This window comes from Pseudomonas sp. NFACC16-2 (assembly GCF_900119205.1).
Classification (GTDB): Bacteria; Pseudomonadota; Gammaproteobacteria; order Pseudomonadales; family Pseudomonadaceae; genus Aquipseudomonas; species Aquipseudomonas fluorescens_Q.
This window is the reverse complement of the sequence record NZ_FPIX01000011.1, coordinates 1-15,236: the sequence shown is the minus strand read 5'-3', so window position 1 is coordinate 15,236 and position 15,236 is coordinate 1. Positions and strand designations below refer to the sequence as shown.

At 58.4% G+C, this 15,236-nt stretch carries 12 protein-coding genes; 8 read left to right on the top strand and 4 right to left on the bottom strand.

The features are described 5' to 3' along the window. Window positions 1–338: 338 nt before the first annotated feature. Together hexR and BT116_RS11750 are read left to right on the top strand one after the other, a co-directional pair. Window positions 339–1,205, top strand: a complete 867-nt coding sequence (hexR, locus tag BT116_RS11755) for a transcriptional regulator HexR (RefSeq protein WP_003187110.1) — start codon at window positions 339–341, stop codon at window positions 1,203–1,205. Between the two features lie 272 nt (window positions 1,206–1,477). Next, entirely contained in the window at window positions 1,478–1,687 is a 210-nt protein-coding gene (locus BT116_RS11750; RefSeq protein WP_018613928.1) for a PA3496 family putative envelope integrity protein, read from the top strand. On the opposite strand, the gene BT116_RS11745 is transcribed toward BT116_RS11750, so the two are convergent. Then, window positions 1,629–2,591 carry a LysR family transcriptional regulator gene (locus tag BT116_RS11745; protein ID WP_013694598.1) on the bottom strand — a complete coding sequence of 321 codons (963 nt, stop codon included), beginning with the start codon at window positions 2,589–2,591 and terminating at the stop codon, window positions 1,629–1,631. The genes BT116_RS11750 and BT116_RS11745 overlap by 59 nt on opposite strands. A 187-nt stretch (window positions 2,592–2,778) precedes the next feature. Here BT116_RS11745 and BT116_RS11740 point away from each other — a divergent pair, with 187 nt between their 5' ends. Both BT116_RS11740 and oadA read left to right on the top strand, forming a co-directional pair. Beyond that, entirely contained in the window at window positions 2,779–4,194 is a 1,416-nt protein-coding gene (locus BT116_RS11740; protein WP_072343564.1) for an acetyl-CoA carboxylase biotin carboxylase subunit, read from the top strand. Between the two features lie 12 nt (window positions 4,195–4,206). Beyond that, window positions 4,207–6,015, top strand: a complete 1,809-nt coding sequence (gene oadA / locus BT116_RS11735) for a sodium-extruding oxaloacetate decarboxylase subunit alpha (RefSeq protein WP_072343561.1) — start codon at window positions 4,207–4,209, stop codon at window positions 6,013–6,015. Window positions 6,016–6,077: 62 nt separating this feature from the next. Here oadA and BT116_RS11730 read toward each other — a convergent pair whose 3' ends face one another. Beyond that, on the bottom strand, window positions 6,078–8,330 hold the full coding sequence (locus BT116_RS11730) for an autotransporter domain-containing protein (protein WP_256572553.1): 2,253 nt from the start codon (window positions 8,328–8,330) through the stop codon (window positions 6,078–6,080). Window positions 8,331–8,988: 658 nt separating this feature from the next. On the opposite strand from BT116_RS11730, the gene BT116_RS11720 reads away from it, so the two are divergent. From BT116_RS11720 to BT116_RS11710, 3 genes are all read left to right on the top strand, one after another. Next, the gene (locus tag BT116_RS11720) at window positions 8,989–9,321 is read left to right on the top strand and encodes a hypothetical protein (RefSeq protein ID WP_072343552.1); all 333 of its coding nucleotides are present in this window, start codon (window positions 8,989–8,991) and stop codon (window positions 9,319–9,321) included. A 212-nt stretch (window positions 9,322–9,533) separates the two neighbouring features. Further along, complete coding sequence (locus BT116_RS11715; protein ID WP_072343549.1) at window positions 9,534–11,309, top strand: HsdM family class I SAM-dependent methyltransferase; 1,776 nt, start codon at window positions 9,534–9,536, stop codon at window positions 11,307–11,309. A 9-nt stretch (window positions 11,310–11,318) separates the two neighbouring features. Continuing rightward, complete coding sequence (locus tag BT116_RS11710; protein WP_083569129.1) at window positions 11,319–12,404, top strand: BsuBI/PstI family type II restriction endonuclease; 1,086 nt, start codon at window positions 11,319–11,321, stop codon at window positions 12,402–12,404. Window positions 12,405–12,461: 57 nt separating this feature from the next. Here the strand turns inward: BT116_RS11710 and BT116_RS11705 are convergent, their stop codons facing one another. Next, the gene (locus BT116_RS11705; protein WP_072343546.1) at window positions 12,462–13,295 is read right to left on the bottom strand and encodes an amino acid ABC transporter permease; all 834 of its coding nucleotides are present in this window, start codon (window positions 13,293–13,295) and stop codon (window positions 12,462–12,464) included. Beyond that, window positions 13,292–14,113 (bottom strand): ABC transporter substrate-binding protein, encoded by an 822-nt coding sequence (locus BT116_RS11700; protein ID WP_072343543.1) that lies wholly within the window; start codon window positions 14,111–14,113, stop codon window positions 13,292–13,294. The genes BT116_RS11705 and BT116_RS11700 overlap by 4 nt, the downstream gene beginning before the upstream one ends. A 115-nt stretch (window positions 14,114–14,228) precedes the next feature. Here BT116_RS11700 and BT116_RS11695 point away from each other — a divergent pair, with 115 nt between their 5' ends. Beyond that, window positions 14,229–15,128: a homocysteine S-methyltransferase family protein gene (locus tag BT116_RS11695; protein ID WP_072343540.1), complete on the top strand. Its 900-nt coding sequence runs from the start codon at window positions 14,229–14,231 to the stop codon at window positions 15,126–15,128. The last annotated feature ends 108 nt before the right edge of the window (window positions 15,129–15,236 follow it).

The following is a 15,236-nucleotide window of genomic DNA, read 5'->3' as shown; positions in this document are numbered from 1 at the left end:
TGAGTTATCGATCACTTACTTGGTTCTCTCTTAAGGTCTACTGTCTATAGTTGCAGGGATATATTGTTGAAGGGGGGGCAAGTTATTGGGTGGTTGGCTAATGACCAATAGACGATTTCCCCCGCGTTGCAAGCTCAGGACGGACCTGGAAACCAGCGGATCGGCAGCGTTGAAAGTTTGCTATGCGGCACAAGCTGCTACATCGAGGGATCCTCGGCCAAAACCAAGGGGCAGCGAGGCAATCCAGTTACGTTTTGGACGGGCAAAAAGCCGATTCTTGTAGTATAACTACAAGCTTGCTACATCCCGGCACCTGCCCATAACAAGAGTCCAGCCCCTTGAACCTGTTGCAACACATCGCCCAGTCACGCCACTTGCTGCGCAAGTCGGAGCTGAAAGTCGCCGATCACGTACTGCTTGATCCGGCGGCCGTGATGCATAGCTCCATGGCCGATCTTGCCCACAGCGTCGGCATCAGCGAACCGACCATCGTGCGTTTCTGCCGGGCCATCGGTTGTTCGGGTTTCCAGGACCTGAAACTCAAGCTGGCGCAAAGCCTGGCCGCCGGCGCGAGCTTCGGTCAGTTTGCGATCCACGAAGACGATTCAGTGGCGGACTACAGCCTGAAAATCTTCGACACGACCCTGCATACGCTGATGGAGGTTCGCGAGAAGCTCGACCCGGTGGCGTTGCAAAAAGCCGTCACGGCCATGTCCCAGGCCCAGCGTGTCGAGTTTTATGGCTTCGGCGCCTCGGGCGCGGTGGCGGCCGATGCCCAGCACAAGTTCTTCCGGTTGCTGCTGACGGCTGCGGCCTATTCCGACCCGCACATGCAGGCCATGTCAGCGGTGACCTTGAAACCCACCGATGTGGCGATCTGCATTTCCCAGTCGGGGCGTTCCAAGGACCTGCTGATCACCGCCAACCTGGTGCGCGAAAGCGGCGCCTCACTGATCACCTTGTGCCCGAGCCAGACGCCATTGGCGGAACTGTCCACGGTGAACCTGGCCATCGACGTGCATGAAGACACCGAGATCTACACGCCGCTGACCTCGCGCATCGCCCACCTGGTGGTGATTGACGTATTGGCGATGGGCGTCGCCATGGCTCGTGGTCCAAGCCTGGTCAACCACCTCAAGAGTGTGAAGCGCAGCCTTCGCAGCTTGCGGCTATCGCCCAAGTCGGTGAAGGCGCTGGATGACTAAATCCCAAGTCAGTAGGGCAAGCGCTCTTGTGGCGAGGGGATTTATCCCCGTTGGACTGCGCAGCAGTCCTAAGCTGTCCTCAGGGGGATCTATTGAAGTGGGGGCTTCTCGGGAGGACTGCTTCAGCCCAACGGGGATAAATCCCCTCGCCACAGGCTTACCCTCCAAAAGATCCCATCGCCCGAATTCATCGTTCTGTCACGCACGCGCCGCCAAACCGTCATCCCGCGCCGTCATCGTAAAGCTCCCGTATACGTCTTGGGAGTCTCGACATGACCCAGTCCTACGAAGAACGCAGCGCCGTCAAAACCCGTCGTCAGCAGGAAGACCAGCGCCGCATGGCGTTCCGTCGTGCCATCGAAGACCGCTATGAACAGCGCCAGCTCCTGGCCGAAATCAGTGAATTTCCTGACGCGGCAGAGTTCAATTACTGGCAGGCAACGCCGGCGGCTTCCCGTCGAAACGCTCAACCAGGCCGATGATCTGAGCGCGCTCACCGCGAACGAACGCCAGGAACGCGTGAGCCACCGGTGACAGGCGTTTGGCCCGGGCCTGCACCAGGCACCAGCTGCGATACAGCGGCAACTCCTCCACCGGCAGCTCGATGAGTGCGCCGGACGACAATTCCCGGCTCACGGCGTGGCGCGTCAACAGTGCCACGCCCAGCCCGGCCACCACGCACTCGCGCTGGGCCTCCGCCGACGCCACTTCCAGTGTCTGGGTGAAATGCACCCGTTTCTCCTTGAAATACTCCTCGCAAGCCAGCCGCGTGCCTGATCCCGGCTCACGCAACAGTAGCGTATAAGGCTCCAGGTCCTGTAAGCGCAGCGGGCCCATATGGCACAGCGGATGATCCGGCGGTGCCACGGCCACGATTGGATTGTTGAGGAACGGTAGGAATTCCAACCCCATGTCCTGAGGCACCATGGACATGATCACCAAGTCGTCACGGTTGTCCGAGAGCCGACGGATGACCTGGCCGCGATTGACCACCGTGAGGTTCAGGTTGACCTCTGGATGCTGGCGCTTGAACGCGGCGAACAGGTGCGGGACGAAGTACTTGGCGCTGGACTCCACCGCCAGCTTCAATTGGCCTTGCAGTGAGCCCTGCATGTCCGAGAGTTGCATGTCGAGGTTTTCCAGGCGCCCGAAGATGTCCCGGCTGGCGCGTTGCAGTGCTTCAGCGGCCTCGGTCATGTAGAGTTTTTTGCCTACATACTCAAACAGTGGCTGGCCAATCAGCTCTTCGAGGGATCGAATCTGTAGGCTAACGGCCGGTTGTGTGAGAGACATTTCATCAGCTGCACGGCTGTAGGACCTCAGGTCGCACACCTCGTTGAAAATCTGCAATTGACGCAATGTCATACGCATCAATGACTTACGCATTTTCTAAGCACTCTCGACCGGGACGATTAGCGCAACTATAAGTCTTTGCTTATGCATGACCCAATAAATATTCATTTTTGTTAATCAACAGCCAGGACTAGTGTGGGGCTGCGACCAATTGTTACATCTGGTCACGCGTCGGCCTGGACCCCAGGCCGTGGTATCACCGGCTCAAGGGAACCTCCAATTGATAACAAAGATCCTGATCGCCAACCGTGGTGAAATTGCCGTTCGAATCGTGCGCGCCTGCGCCGAGATGGGCATTCGCTCGGTCGCGGTCTACTCCGACGCGGACCGCCATGCGTTGCATGTCAAGCGTGCGGACGAGGCCCACAGTATCGGCGCCGATCCGCTGGCCGGCTATCTGAACCCGCGCAAGCTGGTGAACCTGGCAGTGGAAACCGGCTGTGATGCCTTGCACCCCGGCTACGGTTTTCTCTCGGAAAACGCCGAACTGGCAGACATCTGCGCTGAACGCGGAATCAAATTCATTGGTCCGTCGGCAGAAGTCATTCGCCGCATGGGCGACAAGACCGAAGCGCGCCGCAGCATGATCAAGGCCGGTGTGCCGGTCACGCCTGGCACCGAAGGCAACGTATCGGGCATTGAAGAAGCGCTGAGCGAAGGTGATCGGATCGGTTACCCGGTGATGCTCAAGGCCACGTCCGGCGGCGGCGGGCGTGGTATCCGTCGCTGCAACAGCCGCGAAGAACTCGAACAGGCCTTCCCGCGGGTCATTTCCGAAGCCACCAAGGCATTCGGTTCGGCAGAAGTGTTCCTGGAAAAATGCATCGTCAACCCCAAGCATATCGAAGCGCAGATCCTGGGGGACAGTTTCGGCAACGTGGTGCACCTGTTCGAGCGTGATTGCTCGATCCAGCGCCGCAACCAGAAGCTGATCGAAATCGCCCCGAGCCCGCAGTTGACTCCCGAGCAGCGCGCCTACATCGGCGACCTGTCGGTGCGTGCCGCCAAGGCCGTGGGCTACGAGAATGCCGGCACCGTGGAGTTCCTGCTCGCCGAGGGCGAGGTGTACTTCATGGAGATGAACACTCGGGTGCAGGTGGAACACACCATCACCGAAGAAATCACCGGTATCGACATCGTTCGCGAACAGATCCGTATCGCCTCCGGGTTGCCGCTGTCGGTCAAGCAAGAAGACATCGTGCACCGGGGTTTTGCGTTGCAGTTCCGTATCAACGCCGAAGACCCGAAAAACAACTTCCTGCCCAGCTTCGGCAAGATCACCCGCTACTACGCCCCTGGCGGCCCGGGTGTGCGCACCGACACGGCGATCTATACCGGCTACACCATTCCGCCGTTCTACGATTCGATGTGCCTGAAACTGGTGGTCTGGGCGTTGACCTGGGAAGAAGCGATGGACCGTGGCCTGCGAGCCCTGGATGACATGCGCCTGCAGGGGGTCAAGACCACCGCCGCGTATTACCAGGAGATCCTGCGTAATCCGGAATTCCGCAGCGGCCAGTTCAATACCAGCTTCGTGGAAAGCCACCCCGAACTGACCAACTACTCGATCAAGCGCAAACCCGAAGAGCTGGCCCTGGCCATCGCCGCCGCCATTGCCGCCCACGCAGGCCTGTAAGGAATCATGACCATGTCCAAGAAGATCTTTGTTACCGACACAATCCTGCGCGACGCCCACCAATCGCTGCTTGCCACCCGCATGCGCACCGAAGACATGCTGCCGATCTGCGACAAGCTCGACAAAGTCGGCTATTGGTCGCTGGAAGTGTGGGGCGGCGCGACATTCGACGCCTGCGTGCGCTTCCTCAAGGAAGATCCGTGGGAGCGCCTGCGCCAACTGCGCGCGGCACTGCCCAACACCCGCCTGCAAATGCTGCTGCGCGGCCAGAACCTGTTGGGCTATCGCCACTACAGCGATGACGTGGTCAGGGCGTTCGTGGCAAAAGCCGCGGTCAATGGCATCGACGTGTTCCGTATTTTCGATGCGATGAACGACGTGCGTAACCTGAAGGTCGCCATCGAAGCGGTGAAGGCTGCCGGCAAGCACGCCCAGGGCACCATCGCCTACACCACCAGTCCGGTGCACACCATCGAGGCGTTCGTGGCCCAGGCCAAACAAATGGAAGCCATGGGTTGCGACTCGGTGGCGATCAAGGACATGGCCGGTCTGCTGACCCCGTATGCCACTGGCGAGCTGGTCAAGGCGCTGAAGAGCGAGCAGTCGCTGCCAGTCTTCATCCACTCCCACGACACCGCCGGCCTGGCTGCGATGTGTCAGCTCAAGGCGATCGAAAACGGTGCCGATCACATCGACACCGCGATCTCCAGTTTCGCCTGGGGCACCAGCCATCCCGGTACCGAGTCGATGGTTGCGGCCCTTAAAGGCAGTGAGTTCGACACCGGCCTGGACCTGGAACTGTTGCAGGAAATCGGCCTGTACTTCTACGCGGTGCGCAAGAAATACCACCAGTTCGAAAGCGAGTTCACCGCGGTGGACACCCGCGTCCAGGTCAACCAGGTACCGGGCGGGATGATCTCCAACCTCGCCAACCAGTTGAAAGAGCAGGGCGCGCTGAACCGGATGAATGAAGTGCTGGCGGAAATCCCGCGGGTGCGCGAAGACCTCGGCTTCCCGCCGCTGGTGACCCCGACCTCGCAGATCGTCGGTACCCAGGCGTTCTTCAACGTGTTGGCCGGTGAGCGCTACAAGACCATCACCAACGAAGTGAAGCTCTATCTGCAGGGCGGTTACGGCAAGGCGCCAGGTTCGGTGAACGAGAAATTGCGTCGCCAGGCCATCGGCAGCGAAGACGTGATCGATGTACGTCCAGCCGATTTGCTCAAGCCGGAAATGACCAAGCTGCGCGGTGAAATCGGTGCGCTGGCCAAGTCCGAAGAGGACGTGCTGACCTACGCCATGTTCCCGGACATCGGTCGCAAGTTCCTTGAAGAGCGCGAAGCCGGCACCTTGACCCCGGAAGTGCTCTTGCCGATCCCTGAGGCGGGTAGCGTGAGCTCGGTGGGCGGTGAAGGTGTGCCGACCGAGTTCGTCATCGACGTTCACGGCGAAACCTACCGCGTCGACATTACCGGGGTGGGCGTCAAGGCCGAAGGCAAGCGTCACTTCTACCTGTCCATCGATGGCATGCCCGAAGAGGTCGTGTTCGAACCGCTCAATGAATTTGTCGGCGGCGGCAGCAGCAAGCGCAAGCAAGCCACTGCGCCGGGCCACGTCAGCACCACCATGCCGGGCAACATCGTCGACGTGCTGGTCAAGGAGGGCGATGTGGTGAAGGCCGGTCAGGCCGTACTGATCACCGAAGCCATGAAGATGGAAACCGAAGTGCAGGCGGCCATCGCCGGCAAGGTCACCGCGATTCATGTGGTCAAGGGCGACCGGGTCAATCCGGGCGAGATCCTGATCGAGATCGAAGGCTGATTTAACAGTCTCGATACAACGTTTAACCTCGGGGGGGCATGTGCTCCCCTTTTTTTTGCCTGTCAGAACATCATCCGCCACTGCCCCATCAGCGCACCGTTGCGGTTGTCCTGGCCGGTTTCACCCTTGTAGCTCACCCCCAATGTGTGTCGTGGCGAAACAGCCAGGTCCAGCCCTGTTTCAAAGAGCAGGCTGTCACGGTCCAGTTCGACGCCTTCGACGGTATACGTGTTGCCTGCGCCGGCCAGGCGCTGGCGAGACGTGCCCCGGGTCTTGCCGTATAGGTGTTTCCAACCGAGATTCAAGCGGGGAGTCAGTTGCATACCTTGATCAAGAGGGAAGGCCCGGTCGAGGCGTAGGCCCACGTTGCTGTTGTAGTTGTCCTGGGTTTGGCCATTGAATCGCAGCGCCGCGTCGCCACCTTTCTCTGTGTAGCGATCACGTTGGTAGCGTTGGTAGCCCAGTTGGAGATAAGGCTCGATATCGACATGACCGACGTCCAGGTTGTAGCCGATTTGCCCAAAGACCTGCTGCGTGTTGGCATCGTACCGCCCCTTGAGGCGATCGCTGAAACCGTTAAAGGCCACCTGGCGCTTGGTACTGCCGTCATGATTGCCGTGAACGGCGCCCAGGCGCAGCGCCAGCGGTCCGTCCTGGCGCACGGCGTAGGCGCCCACATGCCAACTGTCGAGTCGGCCATCGAAGCGGTGACTGTCCAGCCGTGTCTCGCTCTTGGCGCCGATGATCCCCAGGCGCCAAGTCGGGTTGATCGCCCAGTCGGTTCCCAACAGCAAACCTGTTGTCGAATGCTTTAGCGCGTAATCGTCCAGATGCTTACCGACGCGGCCACTGTTGCCGATGGCCTGGACCCAGACCTGCCCATTGCCATGGGCGCCCTGCGGAGTGTTCTGGCCCATGGCCGCGAGCATGCCGGTGCTGATGGGCGCGACACTGCTCAGGGTAGCGTTGCCCAGGTCGGCGGTGTCGTAGCCGCTCAACTGGTCGAGGGCATCGGCGGCAGTTACCAGGTTGCTGCCGAGCAGGGCGTTGATGGCGGCGTTGGGTTTGGGGGCCGGTTGGGTGGTTTGCGCTTGGGCTGCGGTCGTTGGTGCGGCGCTAGTGAGCTTTGAAGGTTCGGCGGTCGTCGGTGCGGCGCTAGCGATCTTGGATGATTCTGCGGTCGTTGTTACGGCGTTAGCGATCTTGGATGGTTCGGCGGGATTGGGTGTGGTGCTGGCGATTTCGGATGGTTCGGGGGGTGTTGGTGTGGCGCTGGCAATCCTTGATGGTTCGACTGACTTGGGTGTGGCGCGGGCAATTTCGGATGGTTCGGCAGGCTTTAGTGTGGGGCGATGCGGTTGCGGATTGGCGGCAGGCGGTAGTGCGGCTGCAACAGCGACGGGTTCTGGCGCCGACGGTTTGTGCGGTTGCGGCTCCAGGACACTGGCTCCAAAGACCTTGCCGTTCTCAGTGGTGGCGACATCCTCAAGCGGGATGTTGTTGCGTGTGTAGATCAGGCCAACCTGTTTTCCTGTGGTGTAGTCCACTGTAGCCGTCATGTACGCAAGGTCATTGACGATCTTCCCGAATTCCCCCTCGATCTTGTCCGCGTCGATCACGATGTGTCTGCTCGTGTCGATGTATTCGCCCGGTACGGCTGCGATTTTCAAGATGGCATTGTCCAGGGTGGCGGTGCCGCCGACCTTGATCGTGGCGCTGCCTTTCTTTGCGTCGACGCCATAGACCAGCGTCGCACCCTTGGAAAACCTGAGGTCGTTGGCCACTGAAGGGGCGCCCATGTCAGGGCCGACTTCCATCGAGCCCGCCACGTCCAGCGCGTCGACCGTTCCGCTGCCGCTGAACCTCGCTTTTTTCCCCACGAAGACCGGCCCGACGACGGAGCCCTGGTTAGCGAACTCACCCAGAACGTGAACCGAGCCACCGATACGGCCGGTGTTGATCAATTTGGCGTTCGAATCAATCAGGTTGCGGCTGTCGAAATCCTTGTCGTTTGACCATTCGCCTCGCTTCAAATACACATCCTGGATGTTGCGTATTTCGCCTAACTCGCCTCCCTTGGCGATCTCCAGTTGCAAGACATTGGCACCGCCGCCACCGTCGGTGAGCCCGATGAGTTCGCCTTGCCTGCTGACAAGCACCAGATCATTGCTGTCGTCCTTCGACAGGGGCGTTTCCCGGGCTTTGATGACTTTATCGATCTTTGTATCCGGCGCAGCCGCGAACGCCTTGAGGCGAGCCTGCATCTCGGCGGTTGTTTCGAAGGGGCGGGTTTGTTCGGTAACTGACTGTGCCATCGAAACCTCGACACAGCCAAGTGCCAAGGCTATGGCCAGCGCGAGGTGTTGGGGCAGGAACAGATGTTGGGTAGGCATCGAATGCGACCTCTCGTGAATGAGGTCGAACTTTAAAAATCTTACTCAGGGCGACGATGCCAGCCTTCTTCTCTCCGAGGACAAGATTCGGCGGATGGAATTTGTAGGCTGCTCGTGCTGCGATCAGCGTGTCGTCTTGTTGACTTTCACGGTTCTAGGCTTTGCCCTACAGCGCGTACGGACCTTTCAATATTTGTCGGGTATCAACCGCTCGATACAGATTGGGTTCGTGATGGTAGGCTTTCGGCCGATCAAAATTGAGCTTTGTAGACCCATTCCGTGTTTCGCGTAGGATGGGTCCGAGATACAGAAACTCGACGTTGTATCGCCGGGGCCTCGCCTATAGTTCTCTCGTCATCGACAAATCGGTGATCGATCTTAGCCGGTCGAACAAGAGTGCACGAGCGCCCCCAATGGCGGCGCTTTTTGCTGCCTATGTTTTTACATTTATGGCGGCTGTGCGGGGGACATCTTCGGGTGTGCCGGATTCTCTTGTCCGGTCGGCTAACCCGCGTACAGCTGCCACCTACATTCGTTTAGCCGCGAACGGTGGTAGCTCCTAACTCAAGAGAGCAACCCGATGATCAAGTTCCACCCCCTTCAAGCAAATACCAGCGCTGGAGCCACACTGTTTATCGACACGGAAGCTGGTGCTTCCGATCTTTTGGAAACGGCTGCACATCGCATCAAAGCCGCTCGAGACTTACTCAACAGCGTTTCCTGCCTATGCCTGAAAAACGCCGAAGGTTATGACTTGGAACACTTCGCCAACGCCGCGCATTTGCTGTTGCAGGACGGTTGCGATGCGTTGGAGGTGTTGGGGTGGCGTGTTGATGGAGAGGGTGATGTCCAGGCGCAAGCTAGTAGCAATCCGCCTTCAAGCCAGACAGGTTCTGTCAGCTCAACCGTTTAGCCGATGAATTAGCATTGCTACGATAAGGCTGTATATTCATACAGCTTTATCGATTTTTGAGCTGATGGCTGAGTTTGCCGAGCCGATTGCTAATTGTTGATTACCTTTTTTTAACGCAACATCGCGTAAGGGCGATAGCCGGGGCGTCTAGACCTTCAAAGCAAGGTAGAATCGCGACCCGCTATGGGGGGTGTATGGCAAAAGAGGCGCAAATGACATTTGCTGAGCTGGACGTTCCATTCGCTATTGAGGCACCGGTTCAGTCGTTGGTTACTGCCAGGGCTACGGCTCGTGCATTGGCTGCTGGGTTCCCTATAGACAAACAGTTGAGCTTGGCAAGAGCATTTGGCGTTCGGCTAATTGAAGCTTGGTGGCGCGGCCTCAACCAGAATGAAATCGCTCCTCAGGAGCTTCGTGCACCGATTGCCGAATTTGAAACTTCCACACTTTCAGACGCCGCCAGCTTGCTTGCCGAGCAGATCGGTACAGCAGCCGCAGAATTCGACGCTGAGACGGCTGCCTATCAGATAGGTCTTACTTACACCAGTATGCTGCCCGTGGAGCATCGAGGAGAGTATGGGATTTTCTATACGCCTCCAGCTTTAACCGCGCGGCTTATCGATCAGGCCACGTCAGCGAATGTTGATTGGGCGAAATGTCGTGTTCTGGATCCGGCGTGTGGAGGTGGTGCGTTTCTCGCACCCATTGCGCAGCGAATTATGAAGGAGCTTGCACAATGCAGCCCGAGACTGCTGCTGCAAAGTATCGGTAACCGGCTGCACGGCTTTGAGATAGATCCGTTTGGAGCCTGGCTCAGCCAAGTTACTTTGGACGCAGTATTGCTGCCCATCAGTCGCCCGTCGGGTCTGCGCTTACCTGTCATGATCACCGTTTGTGATTCGTTGCGGAATAATCCGCCTAAAGACGGATTCGATTTGGTCATCGGTAATCCGCCGTATGGCAAAGCCAAGCTCGATGTCGAAACGCGCGAGTTGTATAAGCGCTCTCTATACGGTCATGCCAATCTTTACGGACTGTTTACTGACTTCGCCATTCGCCAAACCAAACCGGGTGGGCTGATCGCTTTTGTGACCCCTACTTCTTTTTTGGCGGGGGGGTATTTCAAAAATCTGCGTGCGCTGATTGGCCAAGAAGCACCTCCGATTTCCATAGATTTCGTTGCGGCCCGTAAAGGCGTTTTTGATGATGTTCTTCAAGAAATGGCTCTCACCACTTACCGTAAGGCTGGCGAAGCCGTTCCGGTTGTGGTCTCTGAAATAATATCTGCGGACGGTGTGACTGAAATTAGAGAGACGGGGTCAATCGTCCTGCCAAAAGACTGCACTTTGCCTTGGCTGCTACCTCGGAATCCCAACCAAACGAAACTTGTGGGAAGGCTTTCTGAGATGCCCCATCGTCTTGTTGACTGGGGATACAGAGTCAGTACGGGGCCGTTGGTCTGGAACCGTCATAAATCGCAACTGACCTACCAAGCTGGTAGCAGTCGGCTACCGCTTATTTGGGCTGAAGCAATTACAGCTGACGGGGAGTTTGTTTTTCGAGCGGAGAAAAAAAACCATGCTCCCTATTTCGAGCTGGCGCCCTCTGATCAATGGCTGGTGACGACTCAGCCCTGTGTGCTTTTACAGCGCACCACTGCCAAAGAGCAGAGCCGTCGTCTTATCGCAGCCGCGTTACCAATAGATTTTCTTCAGGCCCATGGGGGAGTGGTGATAGAGAACCATATCAACATGGTCAGACCCATCACAGACGTTCCCAAAGTCAATACCGCCGTGCTTGCTGCTTTTTTGAATAGCGGGGCGGCTGACCGTGCGTTTCGTTGCGTCAGTGGTTCTGTAGCAGTTTCAGCCTACGAGCTTGAGTCCTTGCCTTTACCCGATCCGGCGGCCTTGAAGGAGCTAGCAAGGTTGGTTGAATCTGATGCTTCAAAAGAGTCCATCGAAGCAGCTTGTTCCAAACTTTTCTAAGGAAGAAATGTGCTACCACCTTATGTCTCACGATCGTTAATATCCGAAAGGTTGCCTCTGATTTTTCCAGAGGGAACGCCTAACCGTTCCTATTGCACACGTGAGCTGGCGGCAAGCACCATTTTTGCGATGCTTTATATCGGGGCAGTCGAAGGTGCGGATGTCTGGCTGGGGCCGGTGCATGTTTATCGGATGACAGATGCACAGGCGGAAGATTGCTGCGAGATAGCTCGTTTAAGTTACCGGACCAATTTGCGGAAGAAGGCCTTTCAGGTACCTGGCGTCCGTTGGTATGCGGACAACACTCGTGAACCTATTCGCGACGAAACCTTGAGAGAGGGTTTACTGGTGGTCGGGGCTGTGCTCGAGCGACCTGACGTACCGACAACATCTGGTGCTCCTCGTTATGCACTTAAGGAGGACCTTGCTGCTCTTTTCGACCCTGATCTTGTCGCCGAGGATTTGTTGGCAGCCATACTGGCATGGCAGGAAAAACATCTATCCCGCAGTGCGCGAGCACGTGTGTCCCTTATGCGAGCAGGTACGACGGGAAAGGATGGGGTCCTGGTTTCTTTTCCGAACGGAGACACTCGCCGGCTCGTTCCGGGACCTAGCTCAGACATATCGAAAGCCGTAGTGGAGGTTTTCGCCGTCAAGTTTTTGGAAAGGCCAGGTGTAATTTGGCTGAGTGAGTCGGGTAACAAGGTTGCTCATCCTGACCTTCAGCTCGCTTCAGTTATCGGGCTTGATATAGAGGCTCAGAAAAATCTTCCGGACTTGATTCTGGTGGATCTTGGTCCGGCCGAGCCGTTGATCGTATTTGTTGAGGTTGTCGCCACCGACGGCGCAATTACACCTCGTAGGCAGGAAGCGTTGTACGCGATAACAGACAATGGTGGCTTCAGTCGCTCGCAAGTCGCTTTTGTAACGGCTTACGCAGACAGGGAGGCAGCCGGATTCAAGAAAACTATAACGGGTCTGGCTTGGGGCACCTTTGCATGGTTTATGTCTGAGCCTGACAATCTCGTGCTTCTTCAAAACGGTGTGAACCGACTCGCAAACCTCAACGTGCTTATTGAGGCGAAAGCCCCTTAGGATTCCCATGTTCCTGAATCCAAGGCGTTTTGATCCGCTGCTGTCGTGTTACTCAGGTCAGCTGCGCTTGAGATACGCCTTCCCATAATGCCGCTCCATCCGCGCCTGGATCAGTTCCAACGCAATGGACATCAACCAGTAAATGATCGCCGCCGTCGTCAGCATCTCGATATAGCGATAGCTGGAACGACCATAGGACTGCGCCAGGAACATCACTTCCCAGACGCCCATCACCGAGATCAGGGAGGAGTCCTTGAGCATGGAGATGAACTGGTTGGTGGTCGGCGGGATGATGGTGCGCATGGCCTGGGGCAGGGTGACGCGCCAGAAGATCACGGTTTCGCTCAGGCCCAGGGCGAGGGAGGCTTCGCGTTGGCCGTGGGGGACGCCGAGGATGCCGGCGCGGAAGATTTCGCTCAGGTAGGCGCCATAGTTCAGCGACAGCGCGATGATCCCGGCGGCGATGGCGCCCGGGACCACGCCCAGTTGGGGCAGGCCCAGGTAGATCAGCAGGATCTGGATCAGCAGCGGCGTGCCGCGAAAGAATGACGCGTAGAAACTGGCAATGCCGAACGCCACCGCACTGCTGGACAGCCGCGCCAGGGCAGTGATGAAACCCAGCAATGACGAGGCGACGATCGAGCACAGGCACAGGAACAACGTCAGCACCGCGCCCTGCAAAAAGCCATTGGGCGCCAGGTGCACACCCAGCAGGTTCGGCAGTTTGTCGAGGATGATGGAGAACTTCAGGTCGAAGCTCAGGAAGAAACTCGCGAACAGCACCAGCATCGTCGCCCAGGTCAGGTACAACCGGGTGCGAAAACCGAAGATTTTTTGCAGGCGAGACTCAGCCACCGTTGGCGGTGGCTGAGGGGGTGGAAAAGAAGTCATTGGGTGATGTCGGCGCCGATCCATTTTTGCGAGAGTTTGCTCAAGGTGCCGTCCTGTTTCAACTGGGCGAAGACTTCACGCACTTTGCTGTCCCATTGCGCGTCGCCTTTTTCGATGGCCACCGAGTTCGGTTCGGAATAGAGCGGCTCGCCGGCCAGCTTGAAGCGCTTGTCTTCGGTCAGGCGCGGCTGCGCGGTCACCAGGTTGGTCAGCACCGCATCCAAACGCACCCCGGCGCCCAGGCCCAGGTCTTGGAACGCCACGTTGTCGGTGTCATACGGGGCGACCTGCACGTCCTCGAACGGATAGCTCAGTTGGGTATCCTCGGCGCCTTCGATCACCAGGTTCTTGTTCAGGTAACTTTCGTAGCTGGAGGCGCTGGTGAGGCCGACTTTCTTGCCGCTCAAGTCCTTGGCGCCGTGGATACGATCATCCTTGGCGTTGACCACGATGACGGCTGGGGAGGCGTAGTACTGCACCGGGAAATCGAAGACTTCGGCGCGGGCCTTGCTCGGGGTCATGGAGCAGATGCAGATGTCATAGCGCCCGCTCCAGTGCCCGGCCGCGATTACGTCCCAGGAAGGGGTTTCCAGGCGCAGCTTCACGCCCAGTTTCTGCGCTACGGCCTTGGCCACGTCGACGTCGAAACCGTCGAGCTGGTTCTGATCGTTGAGGAACGAGAAGGGCGGATAGCTTTCCATCAACACGCCGACCAGTTCTTTTTTCTGTTCGATGCGATCGAGCGTGGCGCCGGCGAACGCCTGCGACGAGGCGGCCAGTAGAGTCAGGCCCAGGGCCAGCAATGGTTGTAATTTCACGTGAGATCCCTGGGGTAGAAAAATAAGTTGTAGTGAACTGAATGGTGCGTATTAAATAGTTATAAGAACAACTCCGGTAGTGAGTATTTTTCATAAGCTTATGAGTGAATCGCATATGGGCGCAGCAACGACAGTCATTCTCGATGGCGGCATGGGCCGCGAACTGCAACGCCGTGGCGCGCCGTTCCGGCAACCCGAGTGGTCGGCCCTGGCCTTGAGCGAAGCGCCCCAGGCGGTAGAGGCGGTGCACGCGGCTTACATCGCCAGCGGCGCCAGCGTGATCACCAGCAACAGTTATGCCGTGGTGCCGTTCCATATTGGCGAGGCGCGTTTCGCCGCGGAAGGCCAGGCGCTGGCCGCCCTGGCTGGAGAGCTGGCGCGGCGGGCGGTGCAGGCTTCGGGCAAGACGGTACGGGTGGCCGGGTCGCTGCCGCCGTTGTTCGGTTCCTATCGCCCAGACCTGTTCGATGCTTCCCGCGCCAGTGAACTGTTGGCTCCCCTGGTGACCGGCCTGGCGCCCCATGTTGACTTGTGGTTGGCCGAGACTCAAAGCTCTACCGTCGAAGCGCGGGCGATTCACGCCGGGCTGCCGCAGGACGGCAAGCCGTTCTGGCTCTCGTTCACCCTGAAAGATGAAGACACCGACGAAGTGCCGCGCCTGCGCTCCGGCGAACCGGTGGCGGACGCGGCGGCGGTCGCGGCCGAGCTGGGCGTCGAGACGCTGCTGTTCAACTGCAGCCAGCCGGAAGTGATCGGCGCGGCCATCGATGCGGCGCGAGACACCTTCAAGCGCCTGGGCGTGAAGATCCACATCGGTGCCTACGCCAACGCCTTCCCGCCGCAACCGAAGGAAGCCACGGCCAACGACGGGCTGGATCCGCTGCGCGAAGACCTCGATCCACCGGGGTACCTGCAGTGGGCGGCTGACTGGCAGAAGCGCGGGGCCAGTCATTTGGGCGGCTGCTGCGGGATCGGGCCGGAGCATATTGCGGTGTTGGCGCAACAGCTGGCCTGAACCGGTGGAAGAACTTGTTTTTTGATCGTTCTACGCACTCTGCGTGGGGATGTATCCAGTGACGCTCTGCGTCACCTTCCAGAAGCGGAACGCGGAGCGTCCCTGGCG